This is a genomic window from Streptomyces sp. NBC_00435 (assembly GCF_036014235.1).
Lineage (GTDB): Bacteria > Actinomycetota > Actinomycetes > Streptomycetales > Streptomycetaceae > Streptomyces.
Genome location: NZ_CP107924.1, coordinates 3,868,512 through 3,884,722 on the forward strand (window position 1 = coordinate 3,868,512; position 16,211 = coordinate 3,884,722).

Consider the following 16,211-nt stretch of genomic DNA (forward strand, 5'->3'; position numbering starts at 1 on the left):
GGCAGACGGTCTCTCGGAGGACGGACTACTTGCTCTCGTCCAGCGCCCGGTACAGCGTCGCGCGGGACACCTTGAGCGCCTTGGCAATGGCCGTGACGCTCTCGCCCTGAGCCTTGCGAGCCTTGGCCACAGCGAGCTTGTCCGCGTCCATCACAGCCGGACGGCCGCCCACACGCCCCTGAGCCCTGGCAGCGTCCAGACCCGCACGCGTCCGGTCCTTGATCAGGCTCCGCTCGAACTCCGCCATCGCGCCCACTACCTGAAGCATGAGCCGCCCGTCCGGCGTGTTCGGGTCGATCGACGCCAGCGCCCCCGTCAACACCTTGAACCCGACCCCACGGGCAGCGAGAGCATCCACCATGTTCACCAGGTCGATCAGCGAGCGAGCGAAGCGATCAAGCTTCCACACGCACAGGGTGTCCCCGGGGCGCACGTAGTCGAGAACGGCGGCAAGCTCAGGGCGGTCCGTGTTCTTGCCGCTCGCCTTGTCCGTGAAGACCCGTGCGCAACCCGCTGCCGCAAGCGCGTCGTGCTGGAGCTGAGCTTCCTGGTCATCCGTGCTGACCCGTGCGTAACCGATGAGGTGTCCCGTGTTCGTGTTCATGACCACATCGTCTCACAACTCATCTCAGAACCTCAAGGGTTTCAGGGAGGTTTTGAGACGGGTAGTGGACACCAATTCGGGCCCCTGACATCGTCAACGCGACCGTCTCATAAACCATCGTTTGATGGACGGCCCGCCAGTGGTCACACGCTGCAACCGTGGGCCGCATCCTCCCCAGACCCGTACGCGCCGAGCGGGTCAGCACCTAACCGGTACAGAGGGATGCCTCCCTGAGGTCACCCCCCTGGGGCGCGTCGGCCCCGCCGTCAAAGTGCCGCACTGGACCCCCTTTTCCCCTTCTCTCTAACGCGTATTAGAGAGATAGGAAATAAGGGTCCAGTGCGTCACTTCACACCCCCTTCGTCACGGACAGCGAGAGAAGGAGGAGGGTTCATCACCCGACGTGTTCGACGGCCGCTCCGCGCAAACGCCCTGATGATCCATCAGAGAGTTTTCTCTCCCACACGATCAGGGCGAGGGGGGTCGGGGGGTACCCCCCTGGGGGTCCGGCGGCAAGGCGGTGACGGAGGTGACGTTCGAGAGGCTGTTTCTGTATTCCCTTAGACATGTAAGGGGGAAAGGAGAATCGGGGTCTTGAACGTCACCTCCGTCACCCGCAGGCCTCACGCTGGACGCTCTCACCCCGCAGCGACCAACGGCGGAGACCACTCGTCCAGCAGTCGGTCCTTCTTGGACGAGTTGCACACCACACACACCACCCGCATGTTCGCCACCTCCGACAGACCGCCCCGCGATATCGGAATCAGGTGATCAATCACCCCACCCTCAGGCAGCGGAGCCGAGCAGTGATGACATCCGGAATCCCCGTGAGCCGCACGGACAGCGCGCTGAACGGTCACCCGGCGGGCTTTCACCCGCTGAGGCTTCTGGCACGCACGGCACACCCCGTCACGGAACTTCAGGACCACAGGCTTGCCACACCGCCGACAAGGCACCGGTCCGGGCTTGGTCCGGGCACGCTTGCGGACGTACTCAGCGGCACGACTGCACTCCTCCGAGCAGTACGAGCGAGGAGCACCACCCGAGAGGCCCACGGGGTTTGAGCATTTCGGCGCCTCGCAGGGCTTGAGGGCAGCCTCTTGCCTCGCCGGCTCAGCCCGCTTACGACGCTTCTCGTGCCGTGACGCGTTGACCTCCTCCGCGCACGGCAGGCAGTACAGCGCCCACGACGCCCGACCGTGCGGCTCATCACACCGATGGCAGCGAGGAGCACCAACGGCAGCACGCACCGCCTCACGAGCCTTACGGGCGGCAATCTGCAAGCGGGCCGACTCCCGGCACAGTGGTGCGCCACACGTCCCACGGTCGGAGCGTGGACGCGGACCAAGGCACTCCGAACATGTGGCGCGCGACTCCTCAAGGGCCGTCAAGTGGCACCCCCTCTTTCATTTTTGTTGATCATGAACCCCTCCGCCGAGACACCTACAGCCCAGCAACCGCAAGGGTTGGGGCGGGGTACCGGACGGGCTCTAAAGAAGCAAAGCAGGGAAAAGGAGACCCCTCCCCTGCATCACCACCCCACCACCACCCCGACAAAACCGTGACCGACGTACGGGCACAGCCGGAACCTACGCGCAGCCTCTGACACCGCCCCCGCAGGTCACAACGCTGCCAGGGACGACGAACGACCCGCCACCAGGTTTCCCCAGCGACGGGCCGTGACAGGCGTACAGGCGGGCTTAGAACAGCTCTAGGTCCCGTGCCACCGCCTGTTGGATGACCGCCTCAACGTCCTTGCCGTCAGCGTCCGCACGGCGGATCTCGCCATCCACACCGAAGTGGATCACGAGACGGGAGGTATCGAGCCTCGGGCCGCCCTTACGGGACATGCCGACTTCGACGTAAGCCCCCGCGTTCAGCAACAGGTCCCGCTTCCCCGCCGTGTCGGCACCGTGCCAGAGCTGTGCGTGCGTGTGGCCCGTGGGGATCTCTTCGACACCTGCGGGCTTGGCGTGGCGCTGCTTCTCGTTCAGCGACTCAAGCCGCTCCTCCAACTTCGAGTACTGCGCTGCGTACCTCTGCGAACCTTCCTCACCCTTGAACAGGCCCCGGTCGTACCGGTCTTTCTCAAGCTCCTCCAGCGCTTCCCGGGCCTGCCGGACCTGCGGGCGGAAGTCCTCGCCCACGTGCTCCACCATGCGCACGACAGCGAGCCCGCCGAACGCCGTGAGGAACCTGTCCGTGACGTGCTGCTCCATGCCCTCACCGGCGATGCTCACGCCGTAGCAGCCGTTCTCCACACCGGACTGCCGCGCCTTCAACCGGCCGATGCAGCGGTACCGGGTCCGCCCCTTGGCGATGTACGTGTACATCCGGTTCTGACACACCGCGCAGTAGACGATCCCGCGCAGCAGCGACGTACCCTCACGGCGCCGGTCACCGGGGTTCGCCCGCCGGCTCAACTCGTCCTGCAACGCCTGCCAGGTGTCCATATCGAGAATCGGCGTGCGGTTGACCAGCGGGAGGCCGTCCGTCATGAGGATCGGCTTGCCGTCCTCGATCACCTGCCCCAGCAACTGGGGGTTGGTCAGCAGACTGCGCAGCGAGGACGTGTACCACTGCTTCGAATCGCTGCGCTTGCCCGTGGTCTGGCGGGACGAGTGGCCGGGCGATGGCTTGTCCGACGCGGTGAGGTCCGATGCGATCTTCAGGAGCGAGTCCTTGTTGAGCACACGTTCCACGATCCCGTGAATCGTCTCGGCTTCCTCAGGGTTGATCTCCAGCACCTTCCCCGCCCCGTCGGGGTTCGGCACCACCCGGTAGCCGTACGGCACCCTGCCGCCCGTGTAGCGCCCTTCCCGGCGCAGGTGCTCATGGGCGCTGGAGACGCGCATGCCGATGGTGTCCGACTCCAGTTCCGCGAAGACCGCGATCACCTTCGCCATGGCACGCCCCATGGACGACGTGAGGTCCAGCGGTTCGCTTGCCGACGCCAACGCCACGCTCGCGCTCTGAGTGATCTTCATGATCTCGGCGAAGTCCACCGTGGACCGGGCCAGTCGGTCGATCTTGAAGAACACGATCACGTCGAACTCGGCGAGACGAGAGAGAACCCGTTGCAGCCCCGGGCGGTCCAGCCCACGGGAATATCCGGACACGTCGATGTCTTCTTCTACTGCGACGACGTTCCAGCCTCTGGCCTGGCACAACGCCTCACAGGCAGCCCGCTGACGCTCGGGCGATGTAGACTCTTCAGTTTCGCGTGAAAGTCGTACGTAGATGGCAGCGCGCATTCCCGGCGCACTTGCCGAGACGCCCTTAGAGCGTCGGGCACGGGGCAACGCCCGAGCCATGGCGGGTGTGCTGTCTGTCACGGGATGATCCTAACCTCGGAGGTATGCGTGTCCTGCCTGATCGTCCAGAGCGACAAGACACTCCTCCTGGAGATCGACCACGAGCTCTCCGCAGCCGCGCGCCGCGCCATCGCTCCCTTCGCCGAGCTGGAGCGCGCTCCCGAGCACATCCACACATACCGCATCACCCCGCTCGGCCTGTGGAACGCCCGCGCGGCCGGCCACGACGCCGAGCAGGTCGTGGACGCGCTCGTGGAGTTCTCCCGGTACCCCGTCCCGCACGCGCTGCTCGTCGACGTCGCCGAGACCATGGCCCGCTACGGCCGCCTCACCCTCTCCAAGCACCCCGTCCACGGACTGGTCCTGACCAGCACCGACCGGCCGGTGCTGGAGGAGATCCTGCGGTCCAAGCGGATCGCCCCGCTCGTCGGCGCCCGGCTCGACGCCGACACCGTCGCTGTGCACCCCTCCGAGCGCGGGCAGATCAAGCAGACCCTGCTCAAGCTGGGCTGGCCGGCCGAGGACCTCGCCGGGTACGTCGACGGCGAGGCGCACCCCATCGAGCTGGACGAGACCGGCTGGGCGCTGCGCCCCTACCAGCAGCAGGCCGTCGAGGGTTTCTGGCACGGCGGCTCCGGCGTGGTCGTCCTGCCCTGCGGCGCCGGCAAGACGCTGGTCGGCGCCGGAGCGATGGCCAAGGCCAAGGCGACGACGCTGATCCTGGTCACGAACACCGTCTCCGCCCGCCAGTGGAAGCACGAACTGATCAAGCGGACCTCGCTGACGGAGGAGGAGATCGGCGAGTACTCCGGCACCCGCAAGGAGATCCGGCCCGTCACGATCGCCACGTACCAGGTCCTGACGACGAAGCGGAAGGGCATCTACCCGCACCTGGAGCTCTTCGACTCCCGGGACTGGGGCCTGATCCTCTACGACGAGGTGCACCTGCTGCCCGCTCCGGTGTTCAAGTTCACCGCCGACCTCCAGGCGCGCCGCCGCCTCGGCCTGACCGCCACGCTGGTGCGCGAGGACGGCCGCGAGTCGGACGTCTTCTCCCTGATCGGGCCGAAGCGGTTCGATGCCCCGTGGAAGGAGATCGAGGCGCAGGGCTACATCGCGCCGGCGGACTGCGTCGAGGTCCGGGTGAACCTCACCGATTCGGAGCGGCTCGCGTACGCGACCGCCGAAACGGAGGAGAAGTACCGGTTCTGCGCGACCACCGCCACCAAGCGGAAGGTGACCGAGGCGCTGGTGCGCAAGCACGCGGGCGAGCAGACCCTGGTCATCGGGCAGTACATCGACCAGCTCGACGAGCTCGGCGAGCACCTCGACGCTCCCGTCATCAAGGGCGAGACCTCCAACGCGCAGCGCGAGAAGCTCTTCAACGCCTTCCGCGAGGGCGAGATCAGCGTGCTCGTCGTCTCGAAGGTCGCGAACTTCTCCATCGACCTGCCCGAGGCCACGGTCGCGATCCAGGTGTCCGGCACCTTCGGCTCCCGGCAGGAGGAGGCCCAGCGCCTGGGCCGCGTCCTGCGCCCGAAGGCGGACGGCCACGAGGCGCGCTTCTACTCGGTCGTCGCCCGCGACACCATCGACCAGGACTTCGCGGCGCACCGCCAGCGCTTCCTGGCCGAACAGGGCTACGCCTACCGGATCATGGACGCGGACGAGCTGCTGGCCGACGGCTGAGCGCGGGACCGCCGGTCGGCCGCCTCCTGCCGGTCGGCGCCCTTCACCCCGACGGCCGACCGGCCGCGGCGCAGGGCGGCGGCGAGCAGGGCCGTGAGCAGGGGGACGGACCACACCCAGAGGTGGGGCCAGTCCAGGACCAGCGAGCGGCCACCCGCGGGCGGGTGTCGGGACCAGAACTCCGCGGAGGGCCCCGGGAGGACCAGCATCCCGAGCAGGCCGCTGCCCGCGAAGGCGGCCAGTGCGGTCAGACCGGCCCGGACCCGGCCGGTCAGCAGCAGGTACGGGATCAGGAGCGCCGGGGTCAGGGTGATCCCGGCGGCCGTGCCCAGGGCGAAGCCCTTGCCGAGCGCGGCGTGCGGCCGGAGCAGGTCCCACAGCACGGGGCAGGCGAGGGCCAGGCTGATCTGGCCGGACAGCGGGGTGCGGAACAGCAGCGGCTCCAGCCACAGTCCGGCGACGGTGGCGGCCAGGACGGCGCCCGGTCTGGCCCGCAGCCCCGCCAGCCGGCAGGACAACAGGATCAGCAGGGCGAACAGGCCGGCGGTGCCCAGAACCAGTACGGCCTTCAGCACCCCGGCCGGCAGCCAGGCGGCCGGCGTGAACAGGATCGCCGCGAAGGGCGGGTACGCGGCGGGCGGACGCCACTCAGCGGCGGAGAACCCGTGGACGAGGGCATCGGCCATCGGAATGCGCGGGACGATGCGGAGTACGCCGAGCGCGAGCAGCAGTCCCGCGAACAGCACACCGGCGCGGGGCGACGGCGGGCGGCTGGTGTCGGGGCTCCGGGTCACGGCGCGACCCTAGTGGATCAGCCGAGCTGGAGGTCGTCCCGGACATCGGCCCGGACATCGGCCTGGGTGTCAGCGGCGTATGACGCCGGCGTCCTCGGCGTACTCGCCCAGGACGACGACGCTCACGGCGGCGGCCGCGAAGACCTTGGCGGCGCGCAGCACGCTGCCGACGCCGTGGCGCGGACGGGAGTCGGAAAGGGCGGTGGCGCCGCTCGGGCGGCCAACCTGGACCGGGGTGAAGGTTGCGGTGCTCATGTATCCATGGTGCGTTTCCGCCCGGCTCACCACATCGCCCTGGGGACTGAACCTCCAGGTCCCCCGCCTACGACTCACGACCCATGCCTCCCCCTACGGGCTCTGCCCAAAGGAGGACCCGACCCGAACGACACCCGTACGGGGGCGTCGCCGAGAAGGACTTCCGGCCCGCCCCGCGCGGCGATATCCGTTCGCGCACCGCGGCCCCGGTGACTAGAATCTCCGCTCTTGCCGCCTCCCTCCGCGTCACCGGGAGAGCCGCCCGCCGGCCGGAAACCGGCGGGGTCCGTCCCGCATCACGCAGCACTCAGCAGCTGGAGGCAGTTCCGTGCCCGCGCACGCCCACGTCACCGACCCCGCCGCCGACATCGACGCAGCCGCCACCGACCCCCTGGGCAGGGAGCGCGCCCACCTCGCCTCCTCCCGCTCCGCGCTCCGCGCGATGCGCGAGGACGTGGAGGCCCTGGACATCCGCGACGTCACCGCGAACTGGGTCAACGCGATCGTCCTCCAGGCCCAGATCGACGACCGCATCAAGGCCCTCGCCGACCTCTCCCACACCCCGCTCTTCTTCGGCCGCCTCAACTACCTGCACGCACCCGGCGCGGAGCTCGCCGAGGGCGCGGAGGGCGAGCAGTTCTACATCGGCCGCCGCCACGTCCACGACGCCGACGGCGACCCGATGGTGATCGACTGGCGCGCACCCGTGTCCCAGCCCTTCTACCGGGCCTCCAAGAACGACCCGCAGGACATCGCGCTGCGCCGCCGCTTCGGTTACACGGGCGGCGAGCTGACCGCGTACGAGGACGAGCACCTGTCCGACCCGGCGGAGGCGGCGGCCGTCAGCAAGCTGCTCCAGCAGGAGATCGAGCGTCCGCGCGTGGGCCCCATGCGCGACATCGTCGCGACGATCCAGCCCGAGCAGGACGAGATCGTCCGCTCCGGCCTGTCCGGCTCCGTCTGCGTGCAGGGCGGCCCCGGCACCGGCAAGACGGCGGTCGGCCTGCACCGGGTCGCGTACCTCCTCTACGCGCACCGCGACCGCCTCGCCCGCACCGGCACCCTGGTCATCGGGCCGAACCGTTCCTTCCTGCACTACATCGAGCAGGTCCTGCCCGCGCTCGGCGAGCTCGAGGTGAAGCAGGCCACCGTCGACGACCTGGTCGCCCGCGCGGACCTGGAGGTACGCGGCACGGACGCCGCCGAAACCGCCGTGGTCAAGGGCGACGCCCGGATGGCGCAGGTGCTGCGCCGCGCGGTCCACTCCCACGTGAGCGAGCCCGTCGAACCGCTGATGGTGGTCCGTGGATCGCGCCGCTGGCGGGTGCCCGCGTACGAGATCGCCGAGATCGTCGCCGAGCTGCAGAACCGCGACATCCGTTACGGCGCCGCCCGCGACGCCCTCCCGCAGCGGATCGCGCACGCGGTCCTCGTACGGATGGAGCAGGCGGGCGAGGCCCCCGACGACCGGGTCCAGGACGCGGTGGCGCGCAATCCCGCCGTGAAGGCCGCGGTCAAGGCGGTGTGGCCGCTGGTGGAGCCGGCCAAGCTGGTGCTGCGCCTGCTCTGCGACCCGGAGTTCCTCGCGGAGCACGCCGAGGGGGTCCTGACGGCGGAGGAGCAGAAGCTGCTGCTGTGGCAGAAGCCGTTCCGGAGCGTGAAGTCGGCGAAGTGGTCCGCGGCGGACCTGGTCCTGATCGACGAGGCGACCGACCTGGTGGAGCGCACGCACTCGCTCGGCCACGTCGTCCTCGACGAGGCGCAGGACCTGTCCCCGATGCAGTACCGGGCGGTCGGGCGGCGCTGCACGACCGGCTCGGCGACGGTACTGGGTGACCTCGCGCAGGGCACGACCCCGTGGGCGACGCGCAGCTGGGACGAGGCACTGGGGCACCTGGGCAAGCCGGGCGCGGTGCTGGAGGAGCTGACGGCGGGCTTCCGCGTACCGCGCGAGGTGATCGCCTACGCCTCCCGCCTGCTGCCGGCGATCTCGCCGGGGCTGGCGCCGGTCTCCTCGGTGCGCGAGACGCCGGGCTCGCTGGTGGTCTCGCCCGTCACGGATCCGACGGCGGCGGCCGTGGAGGCGTGCCGGGCGTCGCTCGCGCACGAGGGCTCGATCGGCCTGATCGCCGCGGACGCACGGATCCCGGAGCTGGCGGAGGCCCTGCTCGCGGCGGGGCTGCCGTACCTGGCTCCCGGTGAGGAGACCACGGCCGAGTCCCGGCTCACGCTGGTGCCGGCGTCGCTGGCGAAGGGCCTGGAGTACGACTACGTGGTCCTGGACGAGCCCGCGGCGGTGGTCGCGGGCGAGCCGGACGAGCGGACGGGGCTGCGGCGCCTGTACGTCTGCCTCACCCGAGCCGTCTCGGGTCTCACCCTCCTCCACGCCACCCCCCTGCCGGCGGCCCTGGCCTGACCCCAGGCGGCGCACCGCCGCCCCTCCCGGCCAGGGGGCGGCGCGCGGGGGTGGTCAGGACAGGGCGGTGCGCCACTCGGTGACGGCCGACGCCGAGACGGGGTGGGCCCACCCGGAGGGTCGGGCCGCGCCGCCGATGTGGAAGGCGTCGATGCCCGCCGCCCGCAGCACCGGCAGGTGCGCCAGCGTCAGGCCCCCGCCGACCAGGACCCGCTGCTCGTACCCCGGGGTCCCGGCCTTCGCCGCTTCCTCCAGCAGCACCGGCAGACCCTCGTCGACGCCACCCGCCGCACCCGCCGTCAGGTACGTGTCGAGCCCCGCCAGATCCGCGACGGCCTTGCGGAGCTGGTCGCGGTCCGCCGCGCGGTCGATCGCCCGGTGGAAGGTCCACCCGCAGCCGTCGAGCTCCGCCACGAGCGCCTCGACAGCTGCGGTGTCGGGGCTGCCGTCCGGGTTCAGGAATCCCAGGACGAACTCGTTCGCCCCCTCCGCGCGCAGCGCTCGCGCCTCCGCCACCAGCCGTTCCAGATCCTCGGCGGAGCCCGCCGAGAAGCCGTCCGCCTTGCGGAGCATCACGCGCAGCGGGATGTCGACCGCCGCCCTGATCGCCGCGAAGGTCTCGCGCGGCGGGGTGAGCCCGTCGGCGGCCATGTCGGTGACCAGTTCGAGTCGGTCCGCCCCACCGGCCTGGGCCGCGACCGCGTCCTCCACGTCGAGGGCGATCACCTCCAGGAGCGCACGGTTGCTCATGTAATCCCATCCTTCGTCCCGTATGGAAAATAGGTCTAGTCCAATATCCAGAGTACGGGCCCGCGCCCACCCTCACCAGCACATCCACGCCACCACCACAATGTGCGCATGACTTCCGACGCGCACCGCGAGAAAAGCCTCCGCGCCCGCTGGCACGCCACCACCGCCGCCGCCGGAGCCCGCACCGACCTCGACCCCGCCCCGTACGCCGACCGCCTCCTCAGCGCCTGGGCGGAGCCGCAGCGCAAGTACCACACCACCGCGCACCTGGCCGACGTACTCGCACGGATCGACGTACTGGCGGACGAAGCGAACGGCCTCGCCCCCGACCCCGCCGCCGTGGAGCTCGCCGCCTGGTTCCACGACGCCGTCTACCGTCCGGACCGCTCCGAGAACGAGGAGCGCAGCGCCGTACTCGCCGAGCGGGCCCTGCCCGAGCTGGGCATCGACGACGACCGGACCGCCGAGGTCGCCCGGCTCGTCCGGCTCACCGTCACCCACGACCCCGCGCCCGGCGACACCAACGGCGAAGTCCTGTGCGACGCCGACCTGGCCGTCCTGGCGGGCACCCCCGCCGCGTACGCCGCGTACGCCGCCGCCGTCCGCGCCGAGTACGGCTTCGTCCCCGACGAGGACTTCCGCACGGGCCGGGCCGCCGTCCTGCGCCAACTGCTGGACCTGCCCCGGCTCTTCCGCACCGCGTACGGAGCCGCGCACTGGGAGGCCCCGGCCCGCGCGAACCTGGCCATCGAGCTCGCGGAGCTGTCCCCCGACCGGGACTAGGACCCGTCGTCGAGGTCATCCGCGAGCCCGACACGCCGTCCAACGAGTTGCGATTCGGCTACGCAGCGTGGCGACTCCTAAAGTGCGCCGCATGCATGCGCCTGCTCAGGACGCCGGGCCGCCTCACACCAAGGCGCGAACATCACTCAGCGTGAAGGAGGTGCGCCGGATCGCCTGCAAGGAACGGGACGCCTGGTGGACCGTGGCGCTGGTCGATCCGCTCGCGGTGCCCCTCGTCCGCTGGACCGACCGCCACACCCGGATCACCCCGGACCAGGTCACCTGGGCCGCGTTCCTCGTAGGGCTGGGCGCCGCCGCCTGTTTCGCCCAGGGGACCCGGAACTGGCTGGCGGTCGGCGCGCTGCTCTACCACGCCAGTTTCGTCCTCGACTGCGTGGACGGGAAGCTGGCACGGCTCCAGGGCAGTGGCAGTCTGTTCGGCGGCTGGCTGGACTTCATGCTGGACCGCCTGCGCGTGATGTGCTGCACGGTCGCGCTGTTCGGAGCGCAGTGGGTCCTGCGGGACGATCCCCGCTACCTCCTGCTCGCGCTCGCGGTGGTCTTCCTCGACATGTTCCGCTACCTCGACTCCACGAAGGTCAACCAGGTTCGGGCCGACATGCGCGCGCAGGTGAGCGGCCACCCGGCCTTCGAGGAGACCGCGCCCCCCGTGTTCATCGAGCACCTCCAGCGCGACCGGCGGCAGCGGGGAGCCGACCTGCCCCCGCCCGAGGGTGAAGTGATCGACCTGCACGAGGAGTTCCGGGGCACCTACCCCTGGTACCTGACGGCCCGCGACTTCCTGATGCGCTCCCGCATCCGCCCGCACCTGATCAGCGGGGTCGAGTTCCAGATGGCCGTGTTCATCGTCGGCCCGGCGGCCGGGCACCTGGCCGCCCCGGTCGCCGTCGCCGGAATCGGCCTCCTCGTCTTCGAGGTGTTCGTCGTCCACAAACTGCTCCTCTCCACCCGGGACTTCACCCAGACCATGCGGCGCCTGGACGCGGTGCCCCCGCCCCGCGGCCCGGTCGAGGGGCCGCTCAGGGACTCCACCGGAGCCGATGCGGGCGCCTGCGCTGCCGCCGTGGCGGGCTGAGCAGGGCCAGACCGTTGGGCACGGGCCGCTCCTCGCCCCCGGAGGGATCGTTCACGATCCGCAGGACGCGCGACGAGGTCCGGGCGAGCATCTCGGCCGACCCGCCGCCGTCGAGCATGACGGCGTTGCGCACCCCGTGGAGCTGCAGCAGCCGTGCGGTCTGCGCGACGGTCAGTCCGGCCGAGTGGGAGGACCGCCCGTCCACGACGAGCAGCCACAGCCTCCGGCCGGCTTCGTCCCAGCCCAGCGCGGTCCGGGGTTCGCGGATCCGGTAGCGGGGGGTGTTCCGGAAGGCGGGGATCCTGCCGTGTCGCAGCAGCGTCCCCCGGTATCCGATGGCCAGCGCCCAGGGCCGCTTCCTGGGCTTCTGGCCCGCGGTGAAGGAGACGGCCGTACCCGGGCCGACCGCGGCCGTGGCCAGCGCGCTCTCCCCCGCCGCCACCACGAGGAAGCCGCCCGCCGGCACCGGCCGGCCGTCGACCCCCGTACGGGCCTCCACCACGCGTCCCGCCGAGACGGCGAACTGGCGGACCGGTAGGCCGTGCCGCGCGGGCCGCGGCCCCGGGCCCCAGTCGGGCGTGTACACGGTGAGTCCCGACTCGGGGGAGAGGCAGTTGAGGCAGCTCAGCGGGTAGGCCGTGCCCCCGGCGGTCAGCGTCCCCGTCAGCTGCACGTGTCCCTTGCGCAGCCGCCCCCGGCTGTCCGTTCCGACGGCCCTCACCGGATCGGCCGAGCCCTTGAGGAGCTCGCCGTCACGGATCACCGGGCCCAGCGGGACACCGCCACCGTGGATGTCGAAGAAGTCGCCGTTCACGGCGGCCACCAGATCCGGCCCCGCCTCCCGGGCCATGGACGACAGCGGGCGGCGCCGCGAGAGCCCGTCCCCCAGCAGGGAGAGCGAGCCGGCGCCCACGGCGGCTTCGGCCAGGCGGTACACCACGGACCGGGCCGGGCTGTCGACGACGGTGAGCCGGGCCCCCGCCGCCATCGCGTACCGCTCCACCCGGTCCGGTCCGAAGCGGTCCGGGAACGCCGACGGCAGCAGGAGCACTCCCACCGAGAAGAGCGCGCCGACGACCCGGGCGCTCGTGCGCCGGTTGCGGCGGAGACCGACTGCGGACATGGGACGTCCAACGAGCGCGGCCGCCCGGTGGTGGCGGCCCGGACCCCCGGCCGGCCGGTCGAACCCGTACGCGCCCGTTCCGGCGCGGCCCGGGACACCGCCGGTGCCCGCGCCCGGCCCGCGTAACCCGCCACCCGACCGGTCGTTCTCCGGGAGATCGGCCCGGGACGGCCCGGGACGCAGCCGCGCCCCCGCCCCTGCCCCGCCCCCGGATCGGAGGAACCCTCCCGTGAGCACCCCGCCCCCGGCCCCGGTCCGGGCGTACCGCAGGCTGGTCCCGCTCACGGCCCGCCGGCTGCTGGTCAGCAGGGCACCCGGACTGCACCGCCGGCTCAGGGCCCCGGCGGTGCGGCTGTCGCGGGTGCTGAGGAAGCTCGCGGACACCTGGGAACACCGACGGCTGCGGCGGGCCGGCCTGCTCGCGGCAGCGGACCGGTCGGTCCTCACCGTGCAGGGCCGGCGCACCGTCGTCACCGTCGGCGCCGCTCCCACCCCGCTGTCGGCCCGTGCCGGCACCCTGCGCCTGGTGTGCTCCGCGCTCGCGGACGCGGACGTCGACCACTTCGTCGTGCGCTGCTACGGGGACCTCTCCTCGGCCGTCGGCGTCAGCGCGGCCGACCGGGCCCGGGCCGTCGCCGCACTGGTCCGGCTCTGCGCCCACCACGCGGGGTACGTCTCCCTGCCCGGCCGGCCGGACCCGCGCCCCGGCGACCGGGCGGCGGCCTGGCAGGTGCACGCCGCCGCACCCGTCGTCCGCGTCACCCGGTTCCACACCGAGCCGCGGTCCGCCCTGGTGCTCGGTACCGAGCACGGGTGCGACATCGAGTTCTGGACCCCGGCCGGCGACCGTCTACTGGCGCCGCGCCCCAACCGCACCGCCGAATCCGTGCCGCAGGCGGGCCCGGCGGTGGACGCGGACGCCGCCCTCTTCACCCGGCTCGCCCCGGCGGCCCCGGTGGCTCCGGCGGCCCCGGTGGCTCCGGCGGCCCCGCCACTCCCTCCACTCCCGGCGCCGCCCGCGCCCCGTACGGCGGGCACCGGGCGCGCCCAGGTACGCACCCGCCCCGAATTCACCGCACGCCTGCCCGACGAGGTCCGCTTCCCGGTCGACGCCGTCTACACCTGGGTCGACGGCGCCGATCCCCGGTGGAGGGCACGCCGCGCCCGGGTCGCGGACGAGCCGTACCACGCGCAGGCGGCGAACGACGCGCGCTACGCGAACCGTGACGAGCTGCGCTACTCCCTGCGCTCGCTGCACCTCTACGCCCCGTGGATCCGCCACGTCCACCTGGTGACCGACGGACAGGTGCCCGCCTGGCTCGCGGCCTCGCACCCCGGGCTCACCGTGGTCGATCACCGCGACATCTTCACGGACCCCGGCGCCCTGCCCACCTTCAACTCCCACGCCATCGAGAGCCGCCTGCACCACATCGACGGGCTCTCCGAGCACTTCCTCTACCTCAACGACGACTTCTTCCTCGGCTCCCCCCTCACCCCCGAGGACTTCTTCCTGGCCAACGGGACGAGCAAGTTCTTCCCCTCCCGCGCCCTGCTGCCCTCCGGGACGACCCCGGCCCGGGAGATCCCCGCCTCGGCGGCGGGGATGAACAACCGGTCCCTGCTGGAGGCCCGGTTCGGTGTCACCGTGACCCGGAAGATGATGCACATCCCGTACCCGCTGCGCCGCAGCGTGCTCGCCGAGCTCGAGCGGGAGTTCCCGGAGGAGCACCGGGCGACGGCGCACAGCAGGATCCGTAGCGTCCGTGACATCTCGGTCCCCGCATCGCTGTACCACCACTACGCGTTCCTCACCGGGCGGGCCGTGCCGGCGGAGCTGCGCTACCGCTACCTGGACCTGGCCCAGCCGCAGACCGCCGCCCAGCTGGTCCGGCTGCTCCGTACCCGCGACCGGCAGGCGTTCTGCCTCAACGACACGGTGACGGCGGCCGAAGGCGCCGCGGCTGTCGCACCCGCCGCCCTCAGGGCCTTCCTCGACGCCTACTTCCCCGTACCCGGCCCGTTCGAGCGCACCGGGGACGGCGGGCGGCCCGTGTCCGGGCGCAGCGGTCACAGCCGGGGGGAATGTGAGCCCGTTCCCGCCGGTTGATGTAGTTCATGCCCGTAGCAGCCGAACGCACCCGTATGCCCGTTGCCGTCTACATCCTCGGACTCTCCGTCTTCGCACTCGGAACCAGTGAGTTCATGCTCTCCGGGCTGCTCCCACCCATCGCCGAGGACATGGGGGTCACCATCCCCCAGGCGGGCCTGCTCATATCCGCCTTCGCGATCGGCATGGTGGTCGGCGCCCCCCTGCTCGCTGTCGCCACGCTGCGGCTGCCCCGACGCACCACCCTCCTCTCGCTGATCAGCCTCTTCGGCCTCGGGCAGGTCGCGGGCGCGCTGGCCCCCTCCTACGAGCTGCTCTTCGCCTCCCGCATCGTCTCCGCGCTCGCCTGCGCCGGCTTCTGGGCGGTCGGCGCGGCCGTGGCCATCGCCATGGTCGAGCGGCACCAGCGTGCCCGCGCCATGGCGGTCATGATCGGCGGACTCTCCATCGCCAACGTCCTCGGCGTTCCGGCCGGCGCCTTCCTCGGGGAGCACCTGGGCTGGCGGTCCGCGTTCTGGGCGGTCGGCGCGGCCTCCGCCGTCGCACTGGCCGGCATCCTCGCCCTGATCCCGAAGATCCCGCTGCCCGCCGAGAAGCCGACGCTCGGGCGCGAGCTGCGCATCTACCGCGACCGCCAGGTGTGGCTGTCGATCGGGGTCACCGCGCTCGCCGCGGGCGGCGTCTTCTGCGCCTTCAGCTACCTGTCCCCGCTGCTCACGGACGTGGCCGGACTCGGCTCCGGGTGGGTGCCGTGGATCCTGGGGCTCTTCGGGGCCGGCGCGCTGGTGGGCACCACGGTGGGCGGGAGGATCGCCGACGCGCACCTGTTCGGCGTGATGCTGTGGGGCATCACCGCCTCCACCGTCTTCCTGGCGGCCCTGGCCCTGCTGGCCTCCACCGCCGCGGCCGCGATCGCCCTCTCCTTCCTGATCGGCTTCTCGGCGTTCTTCACGGCCCCGGCGCTCAACGCCCGCATGTTCAACGTCGCGGGCGCCGCCCCGACCCTGGCCGGAGCGACGACCACGGCCGCGTTCAACCTCGGCAACACCGGTGGCCCCTGGCTCGGCGGCACCGTCATCGACGCCGGCTACGGCTACTCCGCCACCGCCTGGGCGGGCGGCGCGATGACCGTCACCGCCATCGGCCTGGGCCTCGTAGCCCTGCGCCTGGACCGCCGCGGCCGCCCCACGGGTCCCGGCACGTCCCTGCTGGTCACGTCCTCGGCCGCCACTCCGGTCACGGTCAGGCAGCCCGCGGGCCGCTGACACCGTCGCAACCGG

The 16,211-nt window shown here is 71.7% G+C and carries 13 protein-coding genes; 6 read left to right on the forward strand and 7 right to left on the reverse strand.

The genetic code is table 11. From position 1 onward, the window contains the following. Window positions 1–25: 25 nt before the first annotated feature. From OG389_RS17660 to OG389_RS17665, 3 genes are all read right to left on the reverse strand, one after another. Window positions 26–604, reverse strand: coding sequence for a recombinase family protein (locus tag OG389_RS17660; protein ID WP_328299461.1), 579 nt, complete (start codon window positions 602–604; stop codon window positions 26–28). A gap of 638 nt (window positions 605–1,242) precedes the next feature. Further along, window positions 1,243–1,854 carry an HNH endonuclease gene (locus OG389_RS36790; RefSeq protein ID WP_443059438.1) on the reverse strand — a complete coding sequence of 204 codons (612 nt, stop codon included), beginning with the start codon at window positions 1,852–1,854 and terminating at the stop codon, window positions 1,243–1,245. Between the two features lie 450 nt (window positions 1,855–2,304). Then, window positions 2,305–3,939: a recombinase family protein gene (locus OG389_RS17665; protein ID WP_328299462.1), complete on the reverse strand. Its 1,635-nt coding sequence runs from the start codon at window positions 3,937–3,939 to the stop codon at window positions 2,305–2,307. A 27-nt stretch (window positions 3,940–3,966) separates the two neighbouring features. Between OG389_RS17665 and OG389_RS17670 the strand changes: the two genes are divergently transcribed. Next, entirely contained in the window at window positions 3,967–5,607 is a 1,641-nt protein-coding gene (locus tag OG389_RS17670; RefSeq protein WP_328299463.1) for a DNA repair helicase XPB, read from the forward strand. On the opposite strand, the gene OG389_RS17675 is transcribed toward OG389_RS17670, so the two are convergent. Beyond that, on the reverse strand, window positions 5,565–6,401 hold the full coding sequence (locus OG389_RS17675) for a glycosyltransferase family 87 protein (RefSeq protein ID WP_328299464.1): 837 nt from the start codon (window positions 6,399–6,401) through the stop codon (window positions 5,565–5,567). The two genes, OG389_RS17670 and OG389_RS17675, sit on opposite strands and share 43 nt — an antisense overlap. Window positions 6,402–6,470: 69 nt before the next feature. After that, on the reverse strand, window positions 6,471–6,656 hold the full coding sequence (locus OG389_RS17680; protein ID WP_328299465.1) for a hypothetical protein: 186 nt from the start codon (window positions 6,654–6,656) through the stop codon (window positions 6,471–6,473). A gap of 442 nt (window positions 6,657–7,098) precedes the next feature. On the opposite strand from OG389_RS17680, the gene OG389_RS17685 reads away from it, so the two are divergent. Next, the gene (locus tag OG389_RS17685; protein ID WP_328303864.1) at window positions 7,099–9,072 is read left to right on the forward strand and encodes a HelD family protein; all 1,974 of its coding nucleotides are present in this window, start codon (window positions 7,099–7,101) and stop codon (window positions 9,070–9,072) included. Window positions 9,073–9,126: 54 nt separating this feature from the next. Here the strand turns inward: OG389_RS17685 and OG389_RS17690 are convergent, their stop codons facing one another. Next, complete coding sequence (locus OG389_RS17690; RefSeq protein ID WP_328299466.1) at window positions 9,127–9,822, reverse strand: copper homeostasis protein CutC; 696 nt, start codon at window positions 9,820–9,822, stop codon at window positions 9,127–9,129. A gap of 108 nt (window positions 9,823–9,930) precedes the next feature. Here OG389_RS17690 and OG389_RS17695 point away from each other — a divergent pair, with 108 nt between their 5' ends. Continuing rightward, the gene (locus OG389_RS17695; protein ID WP_328299467.1) at window positions 9,931–10,605 is read left to right on the forward strand and encodes an HD domain-containing protein; all 675 of its coding nucleotides are present in this window, start codon (window positions 9,931–9,933) and stop codon (window positions 10,603–10,605) included. Window positions 10,606–10,696: 91 nt separating this feature from the next. Continuing rightward, the gene (locus OG389_RS17700) at window positions 10,697–11,701 is read left to right on the forward strand and encodes a CDP-alcohol phosphatidyltransferase family protein (RefSeq protein WP_328299468.1); all 1,005 of its coding nucleotides are present in this window, start codon (window positions 10,697–10,699) and stop codon (window positions 11,699–11,701) included. On the opposite strand, the gene OG389_RS17705 is transcribed toward OG389_RS17700, so the two are convergent. Then, window positions 11,646–12,824: a phosphodiester glycosidase family protein gene (locus OG389_RS17705; protein WP_328299469.1), complete on the reverse strand. Its 1,179-nt coding sequence runs from the start codon at window positions 12,822–12,824 to the stop codon at window positions 11,646–11,648. The two genes, OG389_RS17700 and OG389_RS17705, sit on opposite strands and share 56 nt — an antisense overlap. 229 nt (window positions 12,825–13,053) lie before the next feature. Here OG389_RS17705 and OG389_RS17710 point away from each other — a divergent pair, with 229 nt between their 5' ends. Beyond that, window positions 13,054–14,931, forward strand: a complete 1,878-nt coding sequence (locus OG389_RS17710) for a stealth family protein (protein ID WP_328299470.1) — start codon at window positions 13,054–13,056, stop codon at window positions 14,929–14,931. Between the two features lie 35 nt (window positions 14,932–14,966). Continuing rightward, entirely contained in the window at window positions 14,967–16,196 is a 1,230-nt protein-coding gene (locus OG389_RS17715) for a Cmx/CmrA family chloramphenicol efflux MFS transporter (RefSeq protein ID WP_328303866.1), read from the forward strand. Window positions 16,197–16,211 lie beyond the last annotated feature (15 nt).